Source organism: uncultured Kushneria sp., assembly GCF_947497025.1.
Classification (GTDB): Bacteria; Pseudomonadota; Gammaproteobacteria; order Pseudomonadales; family Halomonadaceae; genus Kushneria.
This window is the reverse complement of the sequence record NZ_CANMFC010000003.1, coordinates 205223-222328: the sequence shown is the minus strand read 5'-3', so window position 1 is coordinate 222328 and position 17106 is coordinate 205223. Positions and strand designations below refer to the sequence as shown.

Below are 17106 nucleotides of genomic sequence, written 5' to 3'. Positions count from 1 at the left end.
GCTAGCGCTGCCCGAGCCGCGGGGTATCGACGCTGACCTCACCGTTCTGGCCGCGCTGACGCAGCAGGTGATCCATCAGGGTCAGCGCCATCATGGCCTCGGCAATCGGCGTGGCCCGAATGCCGACACAGGGATCGTGACGCCCCTTGGTGATCACCTCGACCGGCTCGCCATGCACGTCGATCGACCGACCGGGCGTGGTAATGCTGGAGGTCGGCTTGAGCGCCAGATGCGCCACGACCGGCTGGCCGGTCGAAATGCCGCCCAGCACGCCGCCGGCATGATTGGAAAGAAAGCCCTCGGGCGTCATCTCGTCGCGATGCTGGCTGCCGCGCTGGGCAATGCTGTCAAAGCCCGCGCCGATTTCCACGCCCTTGACCGCGTTGATGCTCATCAGCCCATGCGCCAGCTCGGCGTCGAGGCGATCAAATACCGGCTCGCCCAGGCCGACCGGCACCCCTTCGGCAATCACGGTAATGCGAGCCCCGACGCTGTCCTGGTCACGTCTGAGCTGATCCATGTAGGCCTCAAGCTCCGGCACGCGTGCCGGGTCCGGGCAGAAAAAGGGATTGTCATCGACGCCGTCCCAGCTCTTGAAGTCGATGCTGATCGGGCCGAGCTGACTCATGTAGCCACGTACGGTAATGCCCCTGGCCGCCAGATACTTCTTGGCAATGGCACCGGCGGCCACGCGCATGGCCGTTTCACGCGCGCTGGAGCGTCCGCCGCCACGATAGTCGCGAATGCCGTACTTGTGGTGATAGGTGTAGTCGGCGTGCGCCGGACGGAACTGATCCTTGATCTTTGAGTAATCCTTCGAGCGCTGATCGGTGTTTTCGATCATGAGTCCGATCGGCGTGCCGGTAGTGACCCCTTCGAACACGCCCGAGAGAATGCGCACCTCATCGGCCTCGCGCCGCTGCGTGGTGTGGCGCGAGCTGCCGGGACGACGACGATCCAGATCGCCCTGCAGGTCCGCCTCACAAAGCGGCAGACCCGGTGGGCAGCCGTCGACGATGGCGCCCAGCGCCTCGCCGTGGCTCTCTCCGAAGGTGGTCAGCGTAAAGAGTTTGCCGAAGGTATTACCGGACATGTTGTGTTCCTGATAGTGCGACGTACCGGCCCGTCACCCGGGCGTACGACAGATCAAAATTCAAATCAGCGCCTGCCGGCCTCGTTGCTCAGCGCGACAGCACCGTCGCCCATTCCTCGAGCTGGGCGGAGGTCAGCGCAAACACGCCGTGGCCGCCGCGGGCGAATTCGAGCCATAAAAACGGCACTTCCGGCCAGGTCTCGATCACATGGCGCTCGGAATTGCCGACCTCAACGATCAGCACGCCGTCGTCGGTGAGATACTCCCGGGCCTCGCGCAGCATGCGCCGCACCAGATCCAGCCCGTCATGACCGGCGCCCAGCGCCAGCGTCGGCTCGTGGTTGAATTCGGCAGGCATGCCGCTCAGATCACCGGCGTCCACATAGGGCGGGTTGCTGACGATCAGATCAAAACGCTGCCCGGCCACCGGTGCGAAAAGATCGCCGGCCACCGCCTTTACGCGATCACCCACGTCATGACGGGTAATGTTGCTGCGCGCCACGTCGATGGCGTCTTCGCTCAGATCAGAGAGCATGACATGGGTGGTCGGCATCATCAGCGCGGCGGCGATACCGATACAGCCCGAACCGGTACACAGATCCAGCATGTGTGCCGGATCGCGCTCTTCAAACCACAGATCAAAGCCCGATTCGATCAGCTCGGCAATCGGTGAGCGCGGAATGAGCACACGCTCGTCGACATTGAACGCCACGCCGGCATAGAACGATTCCCCGAGCAGATAGGGCAGCGGACGACGCTCGACGGTGCGTGCACGCAAAAGTGTGATGATGCGCGCACGCTCTATACGCAGGACCCGGGCATCGATAATGGCCGGATCGACATCATGCGGCAGGCGCAGTGCGCCCAGCACCAGCGCCACGGCCTCGTCCCAGGCACTATCCGTGCCATGGCCGTAATAGAGATCATGGGCATTGAAGACACTGACCGCCAGACGCAGATAATCACGCACGGTGACCAGCTCATCGATCAGGGTGTCATCATCCAGAGAGAGTGGCGCGGCGGCGGGTACAGGCATGCGGGCAGAAACGTCGCTCATGAATGCGGCGGCCTTGTCGAGTTTGGGTAAAATGAAGAAAGGTCGAAAGTGTACCCGTTATCCCGTACCGGCGCATCGGTACAGGCCTGCACATCGGCACTCGATTCTCTATAATTACCGGCTGAACTCATGGCGCCAGCGCCACCGTCAGTGTGACGGTCACCATTACCCAGCGGAGAAAAGGCATGACCGGTAACCGCCTGCCTGACGATGACGACCGGACAGCCTTTCGCGAGGCCATGCAGGGCAGCGACATTCGCCCCGTTCACCATGACCGTGCCGACCCCGGCCGGCCGACCCAACGCAGCGAGCTGCGCCATCGCCGTGAAGCAGCGGCCAGTAATGGCAATGCGGTAACGGCCACCTCTTCTCGCACCTCCGATGGCCGCGTTGATCCGGTACGGCCCTCGGAAGCACTGATGTTTGCCCTGAGTGACCTGCCGCATCGAACGCTTGCCCAGCTCAAGCGCGGCGCGATCGCCTGGCAGGCGGGCCTGGACCTACATGGCCACGATCTGGAGCAGGCTCGCATGGAGCTCGAAGCTTTTTTATATGAATCCCGGGCCAATAGGGCGCGCTGTGTACTGGTTATTCATGGCAAGGCGTGGTCGGGCGCGGCCCGTTACCCGGTCATCAAAAGCCACGTCAATGCCTGGCTGAGAGAACTTCCCGAAGTGCTGGCTTTTTGCTCGGCACAGGACAGGGACGGCGGCACCGGTGCCGTCTATGTCCTGCTGCGCCGCACGCGCGAGGATTACGCCGCGCCATAGGCCTGGAGGATCACTTCGGCCACACCCGCCACGCTATGCGGCTCAAGGTGAAGATGATGCCCACCGGGCACGCGATGAGTCGTCAGGGTGGTCATTTCATGGCGCACGCCCTCACGATCCAGATGATCGCCAATAATGCCATCGTTTGCCTCGATCAGATCCACCGGTGCCTGAATGGACAGCAGCATGTCGCGTGACTGCTCGGGCGTCAGCTTGACCTGTGAGGGACGCAGCAGTCGCGGATCGGTGCGATAGCGCACCCGCGCGTCATCCTGCATCAGACTGCGCGCGATTAAAGGCTCGGCGGTATCGTGATCCAGCGGCGTGATGGCCCCAGCTACGCGCGCGTTGAGCGCCGCCTCAAGACTTGCATAGGACGGCGGCGGCGAGAGCGGCCGGCGCACGCCAAGCACGCCATTGCGCAGCTGCCGGGTCGATTGGTCGACCGGTGTCGTCAGCGCACCGATGCCGTCGATCAGCCAGAGCCGTTCGATGCGCTCGGGCAGCGCCGCTGCCAGCAGACAGGAGACGCAGGCACCCAGCGAATGAGCCAGCAGCGTGGCACGCTCGATCCCCAGATCATCAAGGGCATCCAGTACATCATGCAGGTAATCCCACAGCGCATAATCCGTGCCCTTGCCCAGCCATTGCGACTTGCCATGCCCGGCAAGGTCGATCGCCACGATGCGAATATCGAGCTTTTCCACCAGCAGCGGCGCCAGCCGTGTGAAGGTCGCCGCGTTATCCAGCCAGCCGTGCAGGGCCACCCAGGTCGGCGCCTCCATCGACAGTCCTTCCCGTTCCCATACCAGACCGGCCAGACGATTATCGGCCAAATGGCACTCTCGCGGTCTTGCGCTCATCCTGCTCGCTCCATGTCTTCAAACTGAAGACAATACGACGACCGCCGCCGCGATGCACTCCCTGTAAGGCATTGAACCCTTTAAACAGGGCCGAGGATTTTTCAGAGGCCTGTCATGCCAACGCCTCGCGACCGAGCGTCACAGGGTGCTGGCTCGCCGCTTGCGCCCTCAAGGCGTATGATGTCGCGGTCCTTACGCCATCTGCCCCGGAGCCGCGAATGTCTGTTTCTTCCCGTCGCCTGCGAAACCGCCTCTTTTTCATCGTTGTGCTGGCCGGTCTGGTGACCGGGTTTGTCATGCTCTAAATCCCGGACGACATCACTTCCTTGAAACACTTTTCGACACGACGTCCTTCACTGGTCTTTCCATGAACGTGTCCAAACGGGCCTGATTCGTCAAAGACATCATAATGTCATGGCCTCTGTCGCCATACGGTATTTCCGCATGAACCCCTCAGACCTTTTTGCTGAAACGCTCGGCGTGACGTTTCCCGTTTTTGCCATGGTCCTTTTAGGCATCGTGCTCAAGCGTCTCAAATGGATCGACACCGCGTTTATCAATACCAGCTCGGCGCTGGTATTTCGTGGCGCCATGCCCACCCTGCTCTTTCTTTCCCTGATCGATGCCGACATGTCACAGGCGCTGATGCCGAGCCTTATGGCCTATCTGGCGCTGGCAACAGTGGCAAGCTTTTTGCTCATCTGGTGGTGGGCAACCCGGCGGGTCGCTTTTGAAGATCGCGGCGTCTATGTGCAGGCCGCCTTTCGCGGTAATGGTGGCATTGTCGGGCTGGCACTGGCAGGCAGCATGTATGGGCAGTTCGGCTTGTCCGCCGGCAGCGTACTTGTGGCAACCATCATCCCGCTCTATAACGTGCTGGCCGTGATCGTGCTGGCCTGGTATCAGCCGCAGGCAAAAATCAGCTGGCGCAGCATTGCGCTCAAGATCCTGAGAAATCCGCTGATTCTTTCGGTAGTGGCAGGGCTTTCCTTTGCCGCCAGCGGTCTTTCCCTGCCGGATTGGTTGCACACCTCGGGGGAATATTTTGCCAACATGACGCTGCCGCTGGCCTTGATTAGCATTGGCGGCACCATGTCGATGGCCGCCATACGCGAAGCCAGTGGTGTGGCGCTGGGCGCCAGTGTGATCAAGATGGTATCCATGCCCGCGGTGGCGGTGTTCTTCGCCTGGCTTGCTGGATTCGAAGGACGGGAGCTGGTACTGCTCTTTTTGTTTCTGGGCAGCCCTACAGCGGCTGCCAGCTTCGTGATGGCCAGAGCGATGGGCGGCAATGCAAGACTTGCCGCGAACACGGTGGCCATGACGACACTGGCCAGCAGCGTCACCATCACACTGGGCATTTTCATTATGCAGATCACCGGGATGGCGAGCTGAACGCCCGCCATCACGCTGGTTTGAGCATCTAGGCGATTGCGGCGGTCGCAGGCGTGACATGACGCACCAGCGTCGCACACCCTGCCGCCCAGACCTGAGCTTCCAGTTCGACCACGTCGGCAGTGCCCATGGGGAGTCGAGCATTGGGGCTGCCATCTACCAGCTGGCCTACCAGTTCGGCCACCAGCGGCATATGACTGACAAGCAGCCAGGGCGCATCATCCTCACGGGGATCGACGTTATGCGTGAGCCATTCGATCAGGGTTTCCGGCGGTGCATCGGGCGTCATGATGGGCAGGGTCATGATGTCATCCACCTGCAGCGCCTGACCGATAATACGAGCACTTTGCTGGGCGCGATCGTAGGGGCTGGCCACCACCTTCAACTGATGTCTCCTGTCACCCAGAACCGAGGCAAACCAGTCAGCGATCCGGGCAACCTCCTGCTGGCCGGTGAGATCCAGCGGGCGATGGGCGTCAGGCGTTCCGGAGGCGGCTTCACCATGGCGCATTACATAGATTTTCATGATGGGATATCCCTGGCTGCGGTTTGCTGCTGTGCACGCCGCGTATCCTCTCGCGGCAGCGTGAATTCAACGTCACTGCTCTGTTCACTGCGCATGAGCGCCGTGGCCATGTCCCGCGGCGCAACGCCTTCAAACATGACCCGATAAAGCCCGGTCGCCAGCGGCATATAGATGTTCTCCTCACTGGCCCGATTGACAATCAGTGACACCGTATTGACCCCTTCGGCCACCTGTCCGAGCGCTGCGATGGCCTCATCCAGCGTGCGCCCTTCTCCCATCGCATAACCGACCCGGTAATTGCGTGACAGGTTGGAAGAGCAGGTGACGATCAGATCGCCTACCCCTGCCAGCCCCAGAAAGGTCATGGGACTGGCGCCCTGCGCCACCGCAAAACGACTCATTTCGGCAAGCGCCCGGGTCATCAGCATGCTGCGCGTGTTTTCGCCCATGCCCAGGGCGGCCGCCATGCCCACGGCAATGGCATAGATGTTCTTGAGCGCGCCGCCCATCTCAACACCATAGCGGTCATTGCTGGCATAGACACGAAAATGATCACATGACAGCGCTGCCTGCACGCGTGACCGGGTCTGTTCGTCGTTGCTGGCAATCACGCTGGCACTGAGATGCCCCTGCGCGATTTCAGCGGCCAGGTTAGGACCCGAGAGCACACCAATATGGGCACTTTGAGTTTCCTGCTCCAGAATCTGGCTCATCAGCAGGAAACTGTCGGTTTCGATACCCTTGGTCGTACTGACCAGGATGGCATCGGCAGCAAAATGAGGGGCGGCCTGACGCACGACCTGACGAAACCCGCCCGAAGGAATGGCAATCAACACCAGTCGCGCCTCTTCAAGCACCCATGCCAGATCGGTAGAAGCCACGGCATCGGGATGAATTCTGAAATCGGGCAGATAGCGATCGTTGATACGATGGGTATTCATATGATCGACCAGGGTTGCATCGCGCATCCACTGCCGCACCCTGGCGCCACCGCTGGCAGCAATACTGGCCAGTGCCGTACCAAAGCTGCCGCCTCCAAGCACGGCGACCGGAGGCACACGAATATCATCTGTACTGACCTGAGGCTGATGCTCGACTGCCATGGAGAATCCTTGTTGATCGACGATGGTCAGCCTTTAGTGTAACGCCTGTCGGCGACACAGGTAACGCATGGTCCTGCCTGCTGCGCAGAATATCGGAGACCTCCCAAAGCAAACCATGGTGCTGATTGAACAGAGAGACCTTCCACCATGCCGGCGCGGGCACCTATCATGACTTTCAGGGTCAGAAGGTTGGCATCAATGACCTGCACCATTACACGGCCCCAGGATCATGAGAGCATGACACCATCATTCATCATTGCATTCGGAGTACACCGTGCCGTCCATGCAACGTTCTGACCGGGAACCCAATAACATGAAGGTATTATTCGTCGAAGATGATTTGTTGCTGGGCGATGGCGTCGAGACAGCGCTGCGCCGTGAAGGCCATCAGGTCACCTGGCTGACCGAGGGCGAAAGCGTGCTCGAGCACGTTGAGCAGGACCAGGTAGAAGCCGTCATCCTTGATCTTGGGCTACCCGGCATTGATGGCATGGAAGTGCTGCGCCGCATTCGCGCCGCCCACAATATTCCGGTATTGATTTTGACCGCGCGGGACAGCCTGGAGGATCGTATTCAGGGTCTTGATGCCGGCGCCGATGATTACGTTTTAAAGCCCTTCGATGTCGATGAACTTCAGGCCCGGCTGCGCGCCATCAGTCGCCGTCTGGGCGGGCGCACCCAGCAAAATATCCGGATCGGTCCGCTGCATATCGATCATGCCCGCCATGAGGTCAGCTGGAAGGATCGTCTGGTCAAACTCAGCCGGCGTGAATATACCCTGCTGCACGAGTTGGCCCAGCATCCCGGGCAGGTCTTTACCCGCCCCCATCTGGAAAAGCTGCTTTATGGCTGCTGTGACGAGATCGAATCCAATGCCCTGGAGGTACACATTCACCACCTGCGCAAGAAACTCGACAGCAACCTGATCGTGACCCTGCGCGGCATCGGCTACCGTCTGGACGATACGATCGAATGATGTCGATTCGCCGCTACCTGACGCAGGCCGTCATGGGATTGGTACTGATGAGCGCCCTCCTCTCGGGCCTGGCAGCGTGGCTGATCACCAAACACGAGCTTGAGGAAATGTTTGACGCGCAGCTGTCCCAGTTCGGGCGCATCGTCACCGGCATGATCGATATCAACATGGATTCGCAGGATTATCAGGCGCTGGCGGATCGCCTGACGCAGCCCGGCCATGCGGCGCGCTTTTACAACATGGAAGGCAGCGATAATTCGAGCCTTGTCATGGACACACACTCCATGACAGCGCCGCGGCGCTTTCGGGAAGAGGAACGACTTCTATCACTGGGCTTTTGGAACACTGATCGCACGCCACGCATGCTCAGTGCCGAGTGGAACGACAAGGGGCCATTTCCGCCGCCTCAAAAAACAGGCTATCGCTGGGTTAGTTATGATAAAGAAGAGTGGCGCGTTTTCAGTATCTACGACAAGGAACATGGTGTCTGGGTCTCCACGGGGCTGCGTGATGACTTTCAGCAGGAACTGGTCGACAAGATCCTTTTGGGCAACAGCATTCCGTTTTTGTTGATACTGCCGCTATTGGGCATCGCCCTTTGGTGGGTCATTCGTCGCGGCCTGCGCCCCATCGACAATCTCTCTGCCGAAGTTTCACGGCGCTATCACCAGGATCTCACCCCAATTGAACAGGCGCCACCCCGTGAACTGAAGGGGCTTCGCGATTCGCTCAACGCTTTCATCGAGCGGCTGCGGATGGCACTGGATCGGGAAAGACGCTTTACGGCCGATGCCGCGCATGAGCTTCGCACACCGCTGGCGGCACTCAAGATACATCTTGATAACGCCCGCACCAGCCAACAGGATCATCAGAGTTCGCTGGACAAGGCCCGTCAGGGTATTGAGCGTCTACAGCGTGTGGTCGATCAATTGTTGACGCTGGCACGCGTCGAACGGACGCCGCAGCGCCAGCTTGATCGGGTAGATCTCTACCCCATCGCTTCAGAGCTGGCCGGCGAGATGTGGCCATTGGCCGGTCGTCGGCACCAGCAGCTGGAGATGAGCGGCCTGTCCTCGCTGGAGCTACGCGCAGACCCCACCGAGCTGGGTGTACTGCTGCGCAATCTTCTGGACAACGCGCTGCGCTACACCCCTGATGGCGGCACCGTCATGCTGCACCTGGACCGGGCCAACGGACAGCCGATGATTCAGGTCATTGACAATGGTCCCGGCGTGCCTGATGAATCGCTTGAAAAGATTACCGAGCGTTTTCATCGTGCCAATCAGCGCATGACCGGCAGCGGCCTGGGGCTTTCGATCGTCAAACAGCTGACCCAGCGTCAGAAGGCCTCGCTGGTTATTGACAATCGACAGCCACACGGGCTTATCGTGACCGTCATCTGGCCGGCGCTGCAGCCGTCCTGACCCTTTGTCCGTTGTACGGAAATGAAAAAGTCGCCTCTCGGGGCGACTTTTTCATGCACGGTAACAGCGATGAAACCACAAACAACAGCTACGCGGGATCGTCACTGTCCTGCACGCGCATTTCTTCGATCAGCGGAGCATTGGTACTTAAAAGCGACTGAAGGGCCGCCAGATAGGCGTCGCCACGGATGGAATAATTCTGCAGCGAAGGAATCAGCGCCAGCGCGTTAACATTTTTGCCCTTGGCACGCAGCGCGGCACGGCGCTCACGCAAATGCTCATAGGCGCGATGGGTATTGAGATTGCGCATATAGGCTTCAATACCGTCATAAACGGTGGCAAAACTCTGGTAGCCACTGCCGGTGCCGATCTGTTCGAGACCGCAGCTATCGCCAAAGCAGCGCATACCAAAAAGGTTGTTGCCTTCACGGGCAAAACGCGACGTTCCCCAGCCGGACTCTTCCACGGCCTGAATCAGCACCAGCTGAATCGGCACGGTATCGACACGAGCAAACAGTGTGGGCCAGTCGGCATCCTTTTCGTTTTTGCAGCTCAGGCCATAATCCTTGCAGATAGAGGCGAGGCGTCGACGTGAATCAGAGGTCCAGCGCTTTTGATCACGCATGTGCTCAAGCCATACGCGATCGTTTTGAATCTCATCGTTGGCTTTCTCGATGAGCGGAATCATCAAATTGAAAAAGGCAATCTTGCGATCACTGCCGGCCGGGTGTTCTCGCAGGTCCGGCATCTGGAAACTGGGCTTGCTGGTATCGGCGTGAGAGGGTGTGAACACGCTGAAAACGGAGAGTGCAAGCACGAGCGTCAACGTCGTCAACGGGCGATGCGTTCGTGTCATGTTACAGGGCTCGGTATCAGGACAAGGCGGCAGACTAACATGATTTGCCTGCCGTGTCGTCATAAGCGACGACCTGAGGCTAAAATCCGTCATCTTGCATAATCATGCAAAAGACATGTTCGGGGAAAAATCCATATACAAGAAGGGAATGACGACCAGCGGCCGTCACTCCCCGATGGCCAACACCCGTTAGTGGGTCAGCATCGCATTGAGGCGACGCACATAGGCGGCGGGATCATCCAGCTGACCACCCTCGGCGATCACGGCCTGATCAAACAGCACATGGGCCAGATCCGTAAAGGCATCCCCTTCACTGCTTTCCAGTCGCGACACCAGCGGATGGTCGGGATTGAACTCGAGAATCGGCTTGACCTCGGGTACCGGCTGGCCGGCAGCTTCCATCAGCCGACGCATCTGATAGCCCATCTCGTTTTCAGGCAGTACCACGCAGGCCGGTGACTCGGTCAGGCGATGGGTGACCCGGACCTCCTGAACCTGATCGCCCAGCGCCTCGCGGAAACGCTCGGCCAGTCCTTCCTTGGCCTTCGCACTTTCCTGCTGTGCCTGCTTCTCCTCTTCGCTGTCGATGTCACCCAGATCCAGATCACCACGAGTGATGTCGATCAGCGACTTGCCATCAAACTCGGTGAAATGGGTCATCAGCCACTCATCGATGCGATCGGACAGCAGCAGAACTTCAATGCCCTTCTTGCGGAAGATTTCGAGATGCGGGCTGTGCCGCGCGGCATTGAAGCTGTCAGCGATGATGTAGTAGATCCCCTGCTGTCCTTCCTTCATGCGGGAGATGTAATCCGCCAGCGACTGATTCTGGGTCGAGCTGTCCGTGTGGGTGCTTGCAAAACGCAGCAGACCGCCAATCTTTTCACGATTGCTGTGGTCTTCTGCCGGCCCTTCCTTGAGCACGCCACCGAACTGGTTCCAGAAGTTCTGATAGGTGCCACTGTCCTTTGAAAGCTTGCTCAGCATATCGAGCGCGCGCTTGGTCAATGCCCCTTTCATCTTCTCGACCTGCGGGTCCTGCTGCAGGATTTCACGCGAGACATTGAGCGACAGATCGTTGGAGTCGACCACGCCCTTCACAAAGCGCAGGTACAGCGGCAGGAACTGCTCGGCATCATCAATGATAAATACCCGCTGCACGTAGAGCTTGAGCCCGCGAGCGCCTTCGCGCTGATAGAGGTCAAACGGTGCACGGGACGGCACGTAGAGAAGGCTGGTGTACTCGAGCTTGCCTTCGACCTTGTTGTGGCTCCAGGTCAGCGGATCACTGAAGTCATGTGCCACATGCTTGTAAAACGCCTTGTACTCGTCGTCGCTGACCTCGGTACGCGGACGTACCCAGAGCGCCTGGGCCTCGTTGACCGTTTCCCAGGTGACGGTCACATCGGTCTCGTCATCGCCTTCCTGAACGGTTGGCATGCGCACCGGCACTTCGATGTGATCGGAATACTTGCGCACCAGGCCCTTGAGGCGATGCTCGTCGGCAAACTCGAGGGCATCTTCCTTGAGGTGCAAAACGATTTCAGTGCCATGTGCGGCGCGCTCGATATCGACGATGGTGAACTCCCCCTCGCCCTTCGAGCGCCACTCCACGCCCTGCTCCTGCGGCGTACCAGCCAGACGCGTACGTACAATCACCTCATCGGCGACGATAAAGCCCGAGTAGAAGCCAACGCCGAACTGGCCGATCAGTCGGGCATCCTTTTGCTGTTCGCCGGACATCTGCTTGAGAAACTCGGCCGTCCCCGAACGCGCAATCGTGCCGAGGTTGGCGATCACGTCTTCGCGATTCATGCCAATGCCGTTGTCACGAACGGTGACGGTTTTGGCATCCCGATCAAACTCGATCTCAACGCGAAGCTCGGGATCCCCCTCATACAGGGCATCGCTTTCCAGAGCACGATAACGCAGCTTGTCGCAGGCATCGGCGCTGTTGGAAATCAGCTCACGCAAAAAGATTTCCCGGTTGGAGTACAGGGAATTGATCATCAGGTGAAGAAGCTGTTTGACTTCGGTCTGGAAACCGAGCGTCTGCTCTTGCGCACTCGTCATGGCAACATTTCTCTTCTGACAATAATCAACAGGGTGAAACACACGGCGTGATCTGACATTTGATCAGTCCACGCCGTGCTGTGTGTTACCCGTTATGGGGGGAGTTGCCGGTTTTTCAAGAGAAACGGCGTTATATCCATCAACGCCGTGCTGCTCACTCGAGAGGGATTACACCTTACGCGGCGGGTGTGTTGGCGCTTGCACGCCAGCGCCGATAGCCGTCAAGCTCCTCATCGAGCTTGGCCAGAAGCCAGCCGCCGATGACGAGATCATCCAGCAGCCCCCAGAAGGGAATGAAGTCCGGGACCAGATCGATGGGACTGACCACATAGACAATGGTCAGCGCCATCAGTCCCAGTGCCTTTTTGGGTAGCGGGCGATAGCGGCCCTTGCGCCAGTCGTTCATCATGGGAAAGAAGGTGCGTAATGCCTTGAAAATTCGCCAGTAGACGCGACCACGGCCGCGAATCAGCCCGATGGGATTGAGTCGACCTTTTGCCATGGATGGATACTCCGCATAAAAGGATGTTGTTTCAATAAGGCCGTTTGCTGCCTGCATCTGTTCAACGCCGCAGGAACTCGATAACGTCCTGTCGGGATCGTTAATTTCGAACGTCTGGATTAGTCTAGGCCTCAAACACGCAGTATGCCTGTCCCGCGCAGGTTCATATCGATGGCTGACAGGAGTTTTCGGGTGAGGGTTACGTACAGATTATCCAGGCACTGGCTGGGCGTTATGCTGGCTGCAGGCATTGCCGCACCGGCGCTGGCCAGCGATCAGGGCTTTACTCAGGCCTTTGAGGCCGCTCGTGCCCACCAGTGGGATCAGATTGATCATGATGCGATTGAAGGCCATGTGCTGGAAGGCTATGTCGAGTATCACGAACTCAAGTCACGTCTGCCGGGGGTATCCCCGTCCGTCATCAATGACTACCTAAAGCGCCATCAGAACTCGGTGCTGTCCGAGTGGATGCGCGGTGTGGCTCAGGACGCATGGGGTGCCCGCCAGCAGTTCGATGATTTTCTGGCCATCAGCGATGGGGTCCCGCAGGGCACCACGCGTCAGTGCTGGTACTATCGAGCGCTGTTGAGCCAGCAGCCTCAGCGCGCCGCCATTGGTGGCCGCGAGCTGTGGCTGGTCGGCCACTCCCAGCCTTCGGCCTGCGATCCCTTGTTTGAGCAGCTTCGTGCCAACGGCACCATCACCGGCGCCGATATCTGGTCGCGGCTAATGCTCGCCTGGCGTGCCGGGGAAGACACCATGGCACGCTATCTGCCCAATGAGCTGCCCCCGAGCTGGCAGCCTCAACGCGCCCTATTCGAGCGCCTGCAAAACAACCCGGGCCGCATTACCGAACTGCCCGCTCTGGTCCGCCACGATACGCCGGGCGTGTCCTCGCTCTATAGCGCCGCCATGGCACGCCTCATCCGCCAGGACACGGCCCGGGCGCTCACGACCTGGAGCGAGATCAAATCCCGCGCACCGCTGACCGACGAGCAGCGCCACGACATCGAGCATGACCTGGCCTTCTATTCACTGGTACGCGATATCGACGCCAATGCTTCATGGGCCGATGCCGCCGCGGCACAGCTGGGCGATCAGGACCTGCTGGAGCTTCGTACGCGCAAGGCACTCGAGCACCGCCAGTGGCACGAGGTAGCGGCATGGATCGAGCGCATGAAGGAAAACGACCGCCGGGACGCCCACTGGCAGTACTGGCTGGGCCGCGCACGCGAGCAACTGGGCAATGAGACCGGCGCCCGTCAGGCGTGGCAGATCGCGGCCGGCCAGCGCAGCTTTTTCGGCTTTGCCGCTGCCGATCGCCTTCATCTGCCCTATGCGCTTGAAAACGAGCGGGTCACGATCGCCGAGCATGATCTGAAAGACGCCGCCAGCCTGCCATCGATGCGCCGCATTGCCGCGTTGTATCGCATCAACGAGCCGGGACTTGCTCGCGCCGAGTGGTACTACCTGATGCGCCATCTCCCCAGGGCGCAGCATCCGACGCTGACACAATACGCGCTCAGCCAAAGATGGTATGACCTGACCATTTACGCCGCCATTCGAGGCGATCACTGGGACGCTCTCGACTGGCGCTTCCCGCAGGGCTATATCGACCTTTTCCAGAAGTGGGGGCAGGCACGTAATGTCGATCCATGGCTTCTCATGGCACTGGCAAGGCGAGAGAGTTCCTTTAACCCACAGGCGCAGTCACCGGTGGGCGCTCGCGGTCTCATGCAGTTGATGCCCGGGACGGGGCAGCATGTCAGCCAGCAACTGGGCGTGGCCTGGCAGGGGGTGGCAAGTCTTGAAGACCCCGAGACCAATGTCATGCTGGGCAGCGCCTATATTCGCGATATGGCGGCACGCTATAGCGGCAATCGCGTGGCAGCGGCAGCCGCCTATAATGCGGGGCCGGGTCGTGTAGACCGCTGGCTGGCCAACAGCGACGAGCCCTTTGATCTCTTTATTGAGGAGATTCCGTTTCGTGAAACACGCGAGTATGTTCAGGCCGTGCTGACCTATCGGGCCATCTTTGAAGGACTGGCAAAAGGCACGACCCAGGGCGTTCACATGATGAGCGAACATGAGCGCACGATACGATATAACAGTGGTCTTCAGCGCTGAAGATTCACCGCACGCACACCTGAAGGGGCCCTGTTGCAGGGCCCCTTTCTTATAACACTCACTTTTTTATAACCGCCGCCTTGATAAAAGCCATGTTAATGGCAATAACCGCCCTATAGCAGCAGTACCAGTGACGCCATTCCCGTCACGGCAACCATCAGGCCAATCAAAACGGCCAGCCCATCACGCATCAACATGCCCAGCGCCACCAGCATCAGCGTGGCACAGGGTAACGCCGGCCCCATCGGCAGAGGCTCGACAAAGGGAATGGACAGGCTGATCAATACGATAAACATCGCCACGATGCGATGAATGACCTCATTGTCCATGAAAGCCAGACGAGGCCTGAAAAGCCGCTCCAGCCGCTTTACCCATGGATTGACCTTCTCCACTGTTCGATGAAAGCGCTGGCCGTTGATCGAAAACTGACGCAGACGTCGAGGCAACCAGGGTGTACTGCGACCCATGACCTGCTGAATAGCCACCAGCGCCGTCACCACGCCACACAGGGTCGGCAGCCCGAAAATGGGCAGTGCCAGCGTAATCAATGGCGGCGTGACCAGCAAGGGACCGAAGCTGCGCGAATGAAAGATCGTCATGAGATCATCAAGGCTGACCTCGCTGCCCTCGTGCTGCTTATCCAGCGATATCATCAGCTCGCTGAGTCTGGTGGTTTCTGTCATGAATATCCGTACCGCCTTGTCATGAAGCTGGTGCCGATGCACGCCATTCGGAGCGCATCAATGACATCATGGGTGCCCTTGTTGTCATGCTGATCGCGGGACATTTCCCTTAAATCAGCATGGCAAGCCATCCTGCTCCAAGGATGGCGATTACCAGGCCCGCCAGTACGACGAGACCATCACGCGCGATCATGCCCAGCGCAATCAGCAGCAGCATTCCGGCAGGCAAGGCGGCCGCAAAGGGCAAAAGCTCCAGCGGTGCCATCGACAGACTCAGCAGTGTGATCAAAACGGCGACAACGCGCCGAGCGGCGTTGGTATCCATGAATACCAGCCGCGGTTTGAACAGATACTCGAAGCGTCTGGCCCAGGGCTTGATGCGAACCACCATGCGATGGAAACGATCGGCGCCGATGGACACCTCTCGCAGGCGCGATGGAAGCCAGGGATGGGTGCGCCCAAACACCTGCTGAATCGCGATCAGTGCCATGAACAGTCCGCAGGCTGTCGGAATACCGGGCACCGGACACACCAGTGCCAGAAGCGAGGGGATGACCAGCAGCGGCCCGAAACCACGGGATTCAAAGGTCTTCAGAATATCATTGATACTGACATCGTTGCCCTCGTGCTCATCGTCCAGCGACGTCATCAGCTCGCTGAGTCTGGTAGTTTCTGTCATGACTATCCGTATTGCCGTGGTGAGTGAGAAAACAGGGGTCAGGCCTTTTCATTTTGAGCCGACGCGCTGCCTTCAAGGCTTGATTCGGCCTCGATAAAGATCCGTTTGATTTCGTCATGCTGTTGCTTGAGGCTTTTATCCAGCTCGGCAATTACCCGCTCGAGCCTTTCCGCCGGCATGCTGCGATTAAAGCGCACGCTTAAATTGACCAGAATGAAATCCGGCCCCATATGCATGGTCAGCACTTCATTGACGGCCTCGACCTGGGGGTGGCGGCCGACAATATCGCGAATGTCATTCACAACACGACGATTGGCGCTTTCACCGATCAAAAGGCCCTTGGTTTCGATGGCAAGCCATACCGCCGTACCCGCCAGTATCAGACCGATGACGATGGAAGCCACGCCATCAAATACCGGATTACCGGTGATCTGACTCAGCCAGACACCACCCAGCGCGACCACAAGTCCCAGCATGGCCGCTGAATCCTCGAACAGCACCATGAAAAGCGACGGGTCCTTGCCGCGCTGTACCGCCTCGACATAGCCCCATTTGCCCTTGGCCTTGCGAAAACCGTGAAGGGCAAAAAGCCACGATGCGCCTTCGAAAAGAATGGCCAGACCCAGCACAATATAGTTGATCAAGGGCGATGACATGGGCTCGGGCGACATGACATGAACCACGCCTTCGTAAAACGACACGCCTGCCCCGATGGCAAAAATCAGGATGGCGACCACGAAACTCCAGAAGTACACCTCCTTGCCATAGCCAAATGGAAAATCCCGGTCCGGGGGCCTGCGAGCACGGTGCATCCCAAATAGCAGCAGCACCTGATTGCCGGTATCCACTACTGAATGGATGCCTTCGGAAAGCATGGCCGAGCTGCCTGTCATGGCAGCGGCCACAAACTTGGTCACGGCCACGGCCAGGTTGCCGGCCATTGCCGCGTAAATAACGGCTTTTGATTCAGAAGCCATGA

At 59.2% G+C, this 17106-nt stretch carries 16 protein-coding genes; 5 read left to right on the top strand and 11 right to left on the bottom strand.

Annotation, left to right across the window (positions count from 1 at the left end; translation table 11 throughout):
• Position 1: 1 nt before the first annotated feature.
• Both aroC and prmB read right to left on the bottom strand, forming a co-directional pair.
• A complete protein-coding gene (aroC, locus tag Q0931_RS06790; RefSeq protein WP_299258580.1) occupies positions 2-1093 on the bottom strand; it encodes a chorismate synthase in 1092 nt (363 codons plus the stop codon).
• Positions 1094-1181: 88 nt separating this feature from the next.
• Positions 1182-2150 (bottom strand): 50S ribosomal protein L3 N(5)-glutamine methyltransferase, encoded by a 969-nt coding sequence (gene prmB / locus Q0931_RS06785; protein ID WP_299258578.1) that lies wholly within the window; start codon positions 2148-2150, stop codon positions 1182-1184.
• A gap of 185 nt (positions 2151-2335) precedes the next feature.
• Between prmB and Q0931_RS06780 the strand changes: the two genes are divergently transcribed.
• Positions 2336-2920, top strand: a complete 585-nt coding sequence (locus Q0931_RS06780; RefSeq protein ID WP_299258576.1) for a Smr/MutS family protein — start codon at positions 2336-2338, stop codon at positions 2918-2920.
• Here the strand turns inward: Q0931_RS06780 and Q0931_RS06775 are convergent.
• Complete coding sequence (locus Q0931_RS06775) at positions 2905-3783, bottom strand: alpha/beta fold hydrolase (RefSeq protein ID WP_299258574.1); 879 nt, start codon at positions 3781-3783, stop codon at positions 2905-2907. The two genes, Q0931_RS06780 and Q0931_RS06775, sit on opposite strands and share 16 nt — an antisense overlap.
• Positions 3784-4227: 444 nt before the next feature.
• Between Q0931_RS06775 and Q0931_RS06770 the strand changes: the two genes are divergently transcribed.
• Positions 4228-5178 (top strand): AEC family transporter, encoded by a 951-nt coding sequence (locus tag Q0931_RS06770; protein ID WP_299258572.1) that lies wholly within the window; start codon positions 4228-4230, stop codon positions 5176-5178.
• A gap of 28 nt (positions 5179-5206) precedes the next feature.
• On the opposite strand, the gene sixA is transcribed toward Q0931_RS06770, so the two are convergent.
• Both sixA and Q0931_RS06760 read right to left on the bottom strand, forming a co-directional pair.
• On the bottom strand, positions 5207-5704 hold the full coding sequence (gene sixA / locus Q0931_RS06765; RefSeq protein ID WP_299258570.1) for a phosphohistidine phosphatase SixA: 498 nt from the start codon (positions 5702-5704) through the stop codon (positions 5207-5209).
• On the bottom strand, positions 5701-6807 hold the full coding sequence (locus tag Q0931_RS06760) for an NAD(P)H-dependent glycerol-3-phosphate dehydrogenase (RefSeq protein ID WP_299258568.1): 1107 nt from the start codon (positions 6805-6807) through the stop codon (positions 5701-5703). The genes sixA and Q0931_RS06760 overlap by 4 nt, the downstream gene beginning before the upstream one ends.
• A gap of 313 nt (positions 6808-7120) precedes the next feature.
• On the opposite strand from Q0931_RS06760, the gene Q0931_RS06755 reads away from it, so the two are divergent.
• Complete coding sequence (locus Q0931_RS06755) at positions 7121-7783, top strand: response regulator transcription factor (protein ID WP_299258566.1); 663 nt, start codon at positions 7121-7123, stop codon at positions 7781-7783.
• Positions 7780-9207: an ATP-binding protein gene (locus Q0931_RS06750; protein ID WP_299258564.1), complete on the top strand. Its 1428-nt coding sequence runs from the start codon at positions 7780-7782 to the stop codon at positions 9205-9207. The genes Q0931_RS06755 and Q0931_RS06750 overlap by 4 nt, the downstream gene beginning before the upstream one ends.
• Before the next feature lie 88 nt (positions 9208-9295).
• Here the strand turns inward: Q0931_RS06750 and Q0931_RS06745 are convergent, their stop codons facing one another.
• From Q0931_RS06745 to Q0931_RS06735, 3 genes are all read right to left on the bottom strand, one after another.
• Positions 9296-10063 carry a protein bax gene (locus Q0931_RS06745; RefSeq protein WP_299258562.1) on the bottom strand — a complete coding sequence of 256 codons (768 nt, stop codon included), beginning with the start codon at positions 10061-10063 and terminating at the stop codon, positions 9296-9298.
• Positions 10064-10252: 189 nt separating this feature from the next.
• On the bottom strand, positions 10253-12136 hold the full coding sequence (gene htpG / locus Q0931_RS06740; protein WP_299258560.1) for a molecular chaperone HtpG: 1884 nt from the start codon (positions 12134-12136) through the stop codon (positions 10253-10255).
• Positions 12137-12311: 175 nt separating this feature from the next.
• Positions 12312-12638, bottom strand: coding sequence for a DUF1232 domain-containing protein (locus Q0931_RS06735; RefSeq protein ID WP_299258558.1), 327 nt, complete (start codon positions 12636-12638; stop codon positions 12312-12314).
• A gap of 192 nt (positions 12639-12830) precedes the next feature.
• On the opposite strand from Q0931_RS06735, the gene Q0931_RS06730 reads away from it, so the two are divergent.
• Complete coding sequence (locus Q0931_RS06730; RefSeq protein WP_299258556.1) at positions 12831-14765, top strand: transglycosylase SLT domain-containing protein; 1935 nt, start codon at positions 12831-12833, stop codon at positions 14763-14765.
• 113 nt (positions 14766-14878) lie between these two features.
• On the opposite strand, the gene Q0931_RS06725 is transcribed toward Q0931_RS06730, so the two are convergent.
• The 3 genes from Q0931_RS06725 to Q0931_RS06715 form a co-directional block, all read right to left on the bottom strand.
• Positions 14879-15448 carry an exopolysaccharide biosynthesis protein gene (locus Q0931_RS06725; RefSeq protein WP_299258554.1) on the bottom strand — a complete coding sequence of 190 codons (570 nt, stop codon included), beginning with the start codon at positions 15446-15448 and terminating at the stop codon, positions 14879-14881.
• Between the two features lie 109 nt (positions 15449-15557).
• Positions 15558-16127 (bottom strand): exopolysaccharide biosynthesis protein, encoded by a 570-nt coding sequence (locus Q0931_RS06720; protein ID WP_299258552.1) that lies wholly within the window; start codon positions 16125-16127, stop codon positions 15558-15560.
• Positions 16128-16165: 38 nt separating this feature from the next.
• Positions 16166-17104: a cation diffusion facilitator family transporter gene (locus Q0931_RS06715; RefSeq protein WP_299258550.1), complete on the bottom strand. Its 939-nt coding sequence runs from the start codon at positions 17102-17104 to the stop codon at positions 16166-16168.
• Positions 17105-17106 lie beyond the last annotated feature (2 nt).

Bases quoted from the DNA above. Each gene is read 5' to 3' on its own strand.
- aroC (WP_299258580.1), bottom strand. From the start codon at position 1,093: ATGTCCGGTAATACCTTCGGCAAACTCTTTACGCTGACCACCTTCGGA.
- prmB (WP_299258578.1), bottom strand. From the start codon at position 2,150: ATGAGCGACGTTTCTGCCCGCATGCCTGTACCCGCCGCCGCGCCACTC.
- Q0931_RS06780 (WP_299258576.1), top strand. From the start codon at position 2,336: ATGACCGGTAACCGCCTGCCTGACGATGACGACCGGACAGCCTTTCGC.
- Q0931_RS06775 (WP_299258574.1), bottom strand. From the start codon at position 3,783: ATGAGCGCAAGACCGCGAGAGTGCCATTTGGCCGATAATCGTCTGGCC.
- Q0931_RS06770 (WP_299258572.1), top strand. From the start codon at position 4,228: ATGAACCCCTCAGACCTTTTTGCTGAAACGCTCGGCGTGACGTTTCCC.
- sixA (WP_299258570.1), bottom strand. From the start codon at position 5,704: ATGAAAATCTATGTAATGCGCCATGGTGAAGCCGCCTCCGGAACGCCT.
- Q0931_RS06760 (WP_299258568.1), bottom strand. From the start codon at position 6,807: ATGGCAGTCGAGCATCAGCCTCAGGTCAGTACAGATGATATTCGTGTG.
- Q0931_RS06755 (WP_299258566.1), top strand. From the start codon at position 7,121: ATGAAGGTATTATTCGTCGAAGATGATTTGTTGCTGGGCGATGGCGTC.
- Q0931_RS06750 (WP_299258564.1), top strand. From the start codon at position 7,780: ATGATGTCGATTCGCCGCTACCTGACGCAGGCCGTCATGGGATTGGTA.
- Q0931_RS06745 (WP_299258562.1), bottom strand. From the start codon at position 10,063: ATGACACGAACGCATCGCCCGTTGACGACGTTGACGCTCGTGCTTGCA.
- htpG (WP_299258560.1), bottom strand. From the start codon at position 12,136: ATGACGAGTGCGCAAGAGCAGACGCTCGGTTTCCAGACCGAAGTCAAA.
- Q0931_RS06735 (WP_299258558.1), bottom strand. From the start codon at position 12,638: ATGGCAAAAGGTCGACTCAATCCCATCGGGCTGATTCGCGGCCGTGGT.
- Q0931_RS06725 (WP_299258554.1), bottom strand. From the start codon at position 15,448: ATGACAGAAACCACCAGACTCAGCGAGCTGATGATATCGCTGGATAAG.
- Q0931_RS06720 (WP_299258552.1), bottom strand. From the start codon at position 16,127: ATGACAGAAACTACCAGACTCAGCGAGCTGATGACGTCGCTGGACGAT.
- Q0931_RS06715 (WP_299258550.1), bottom strand. From the start codon at position 17,104: ATGGCTTCTGAATCAAAAGCCGTTATTTACGCGGCAATGGCCGGCAAC.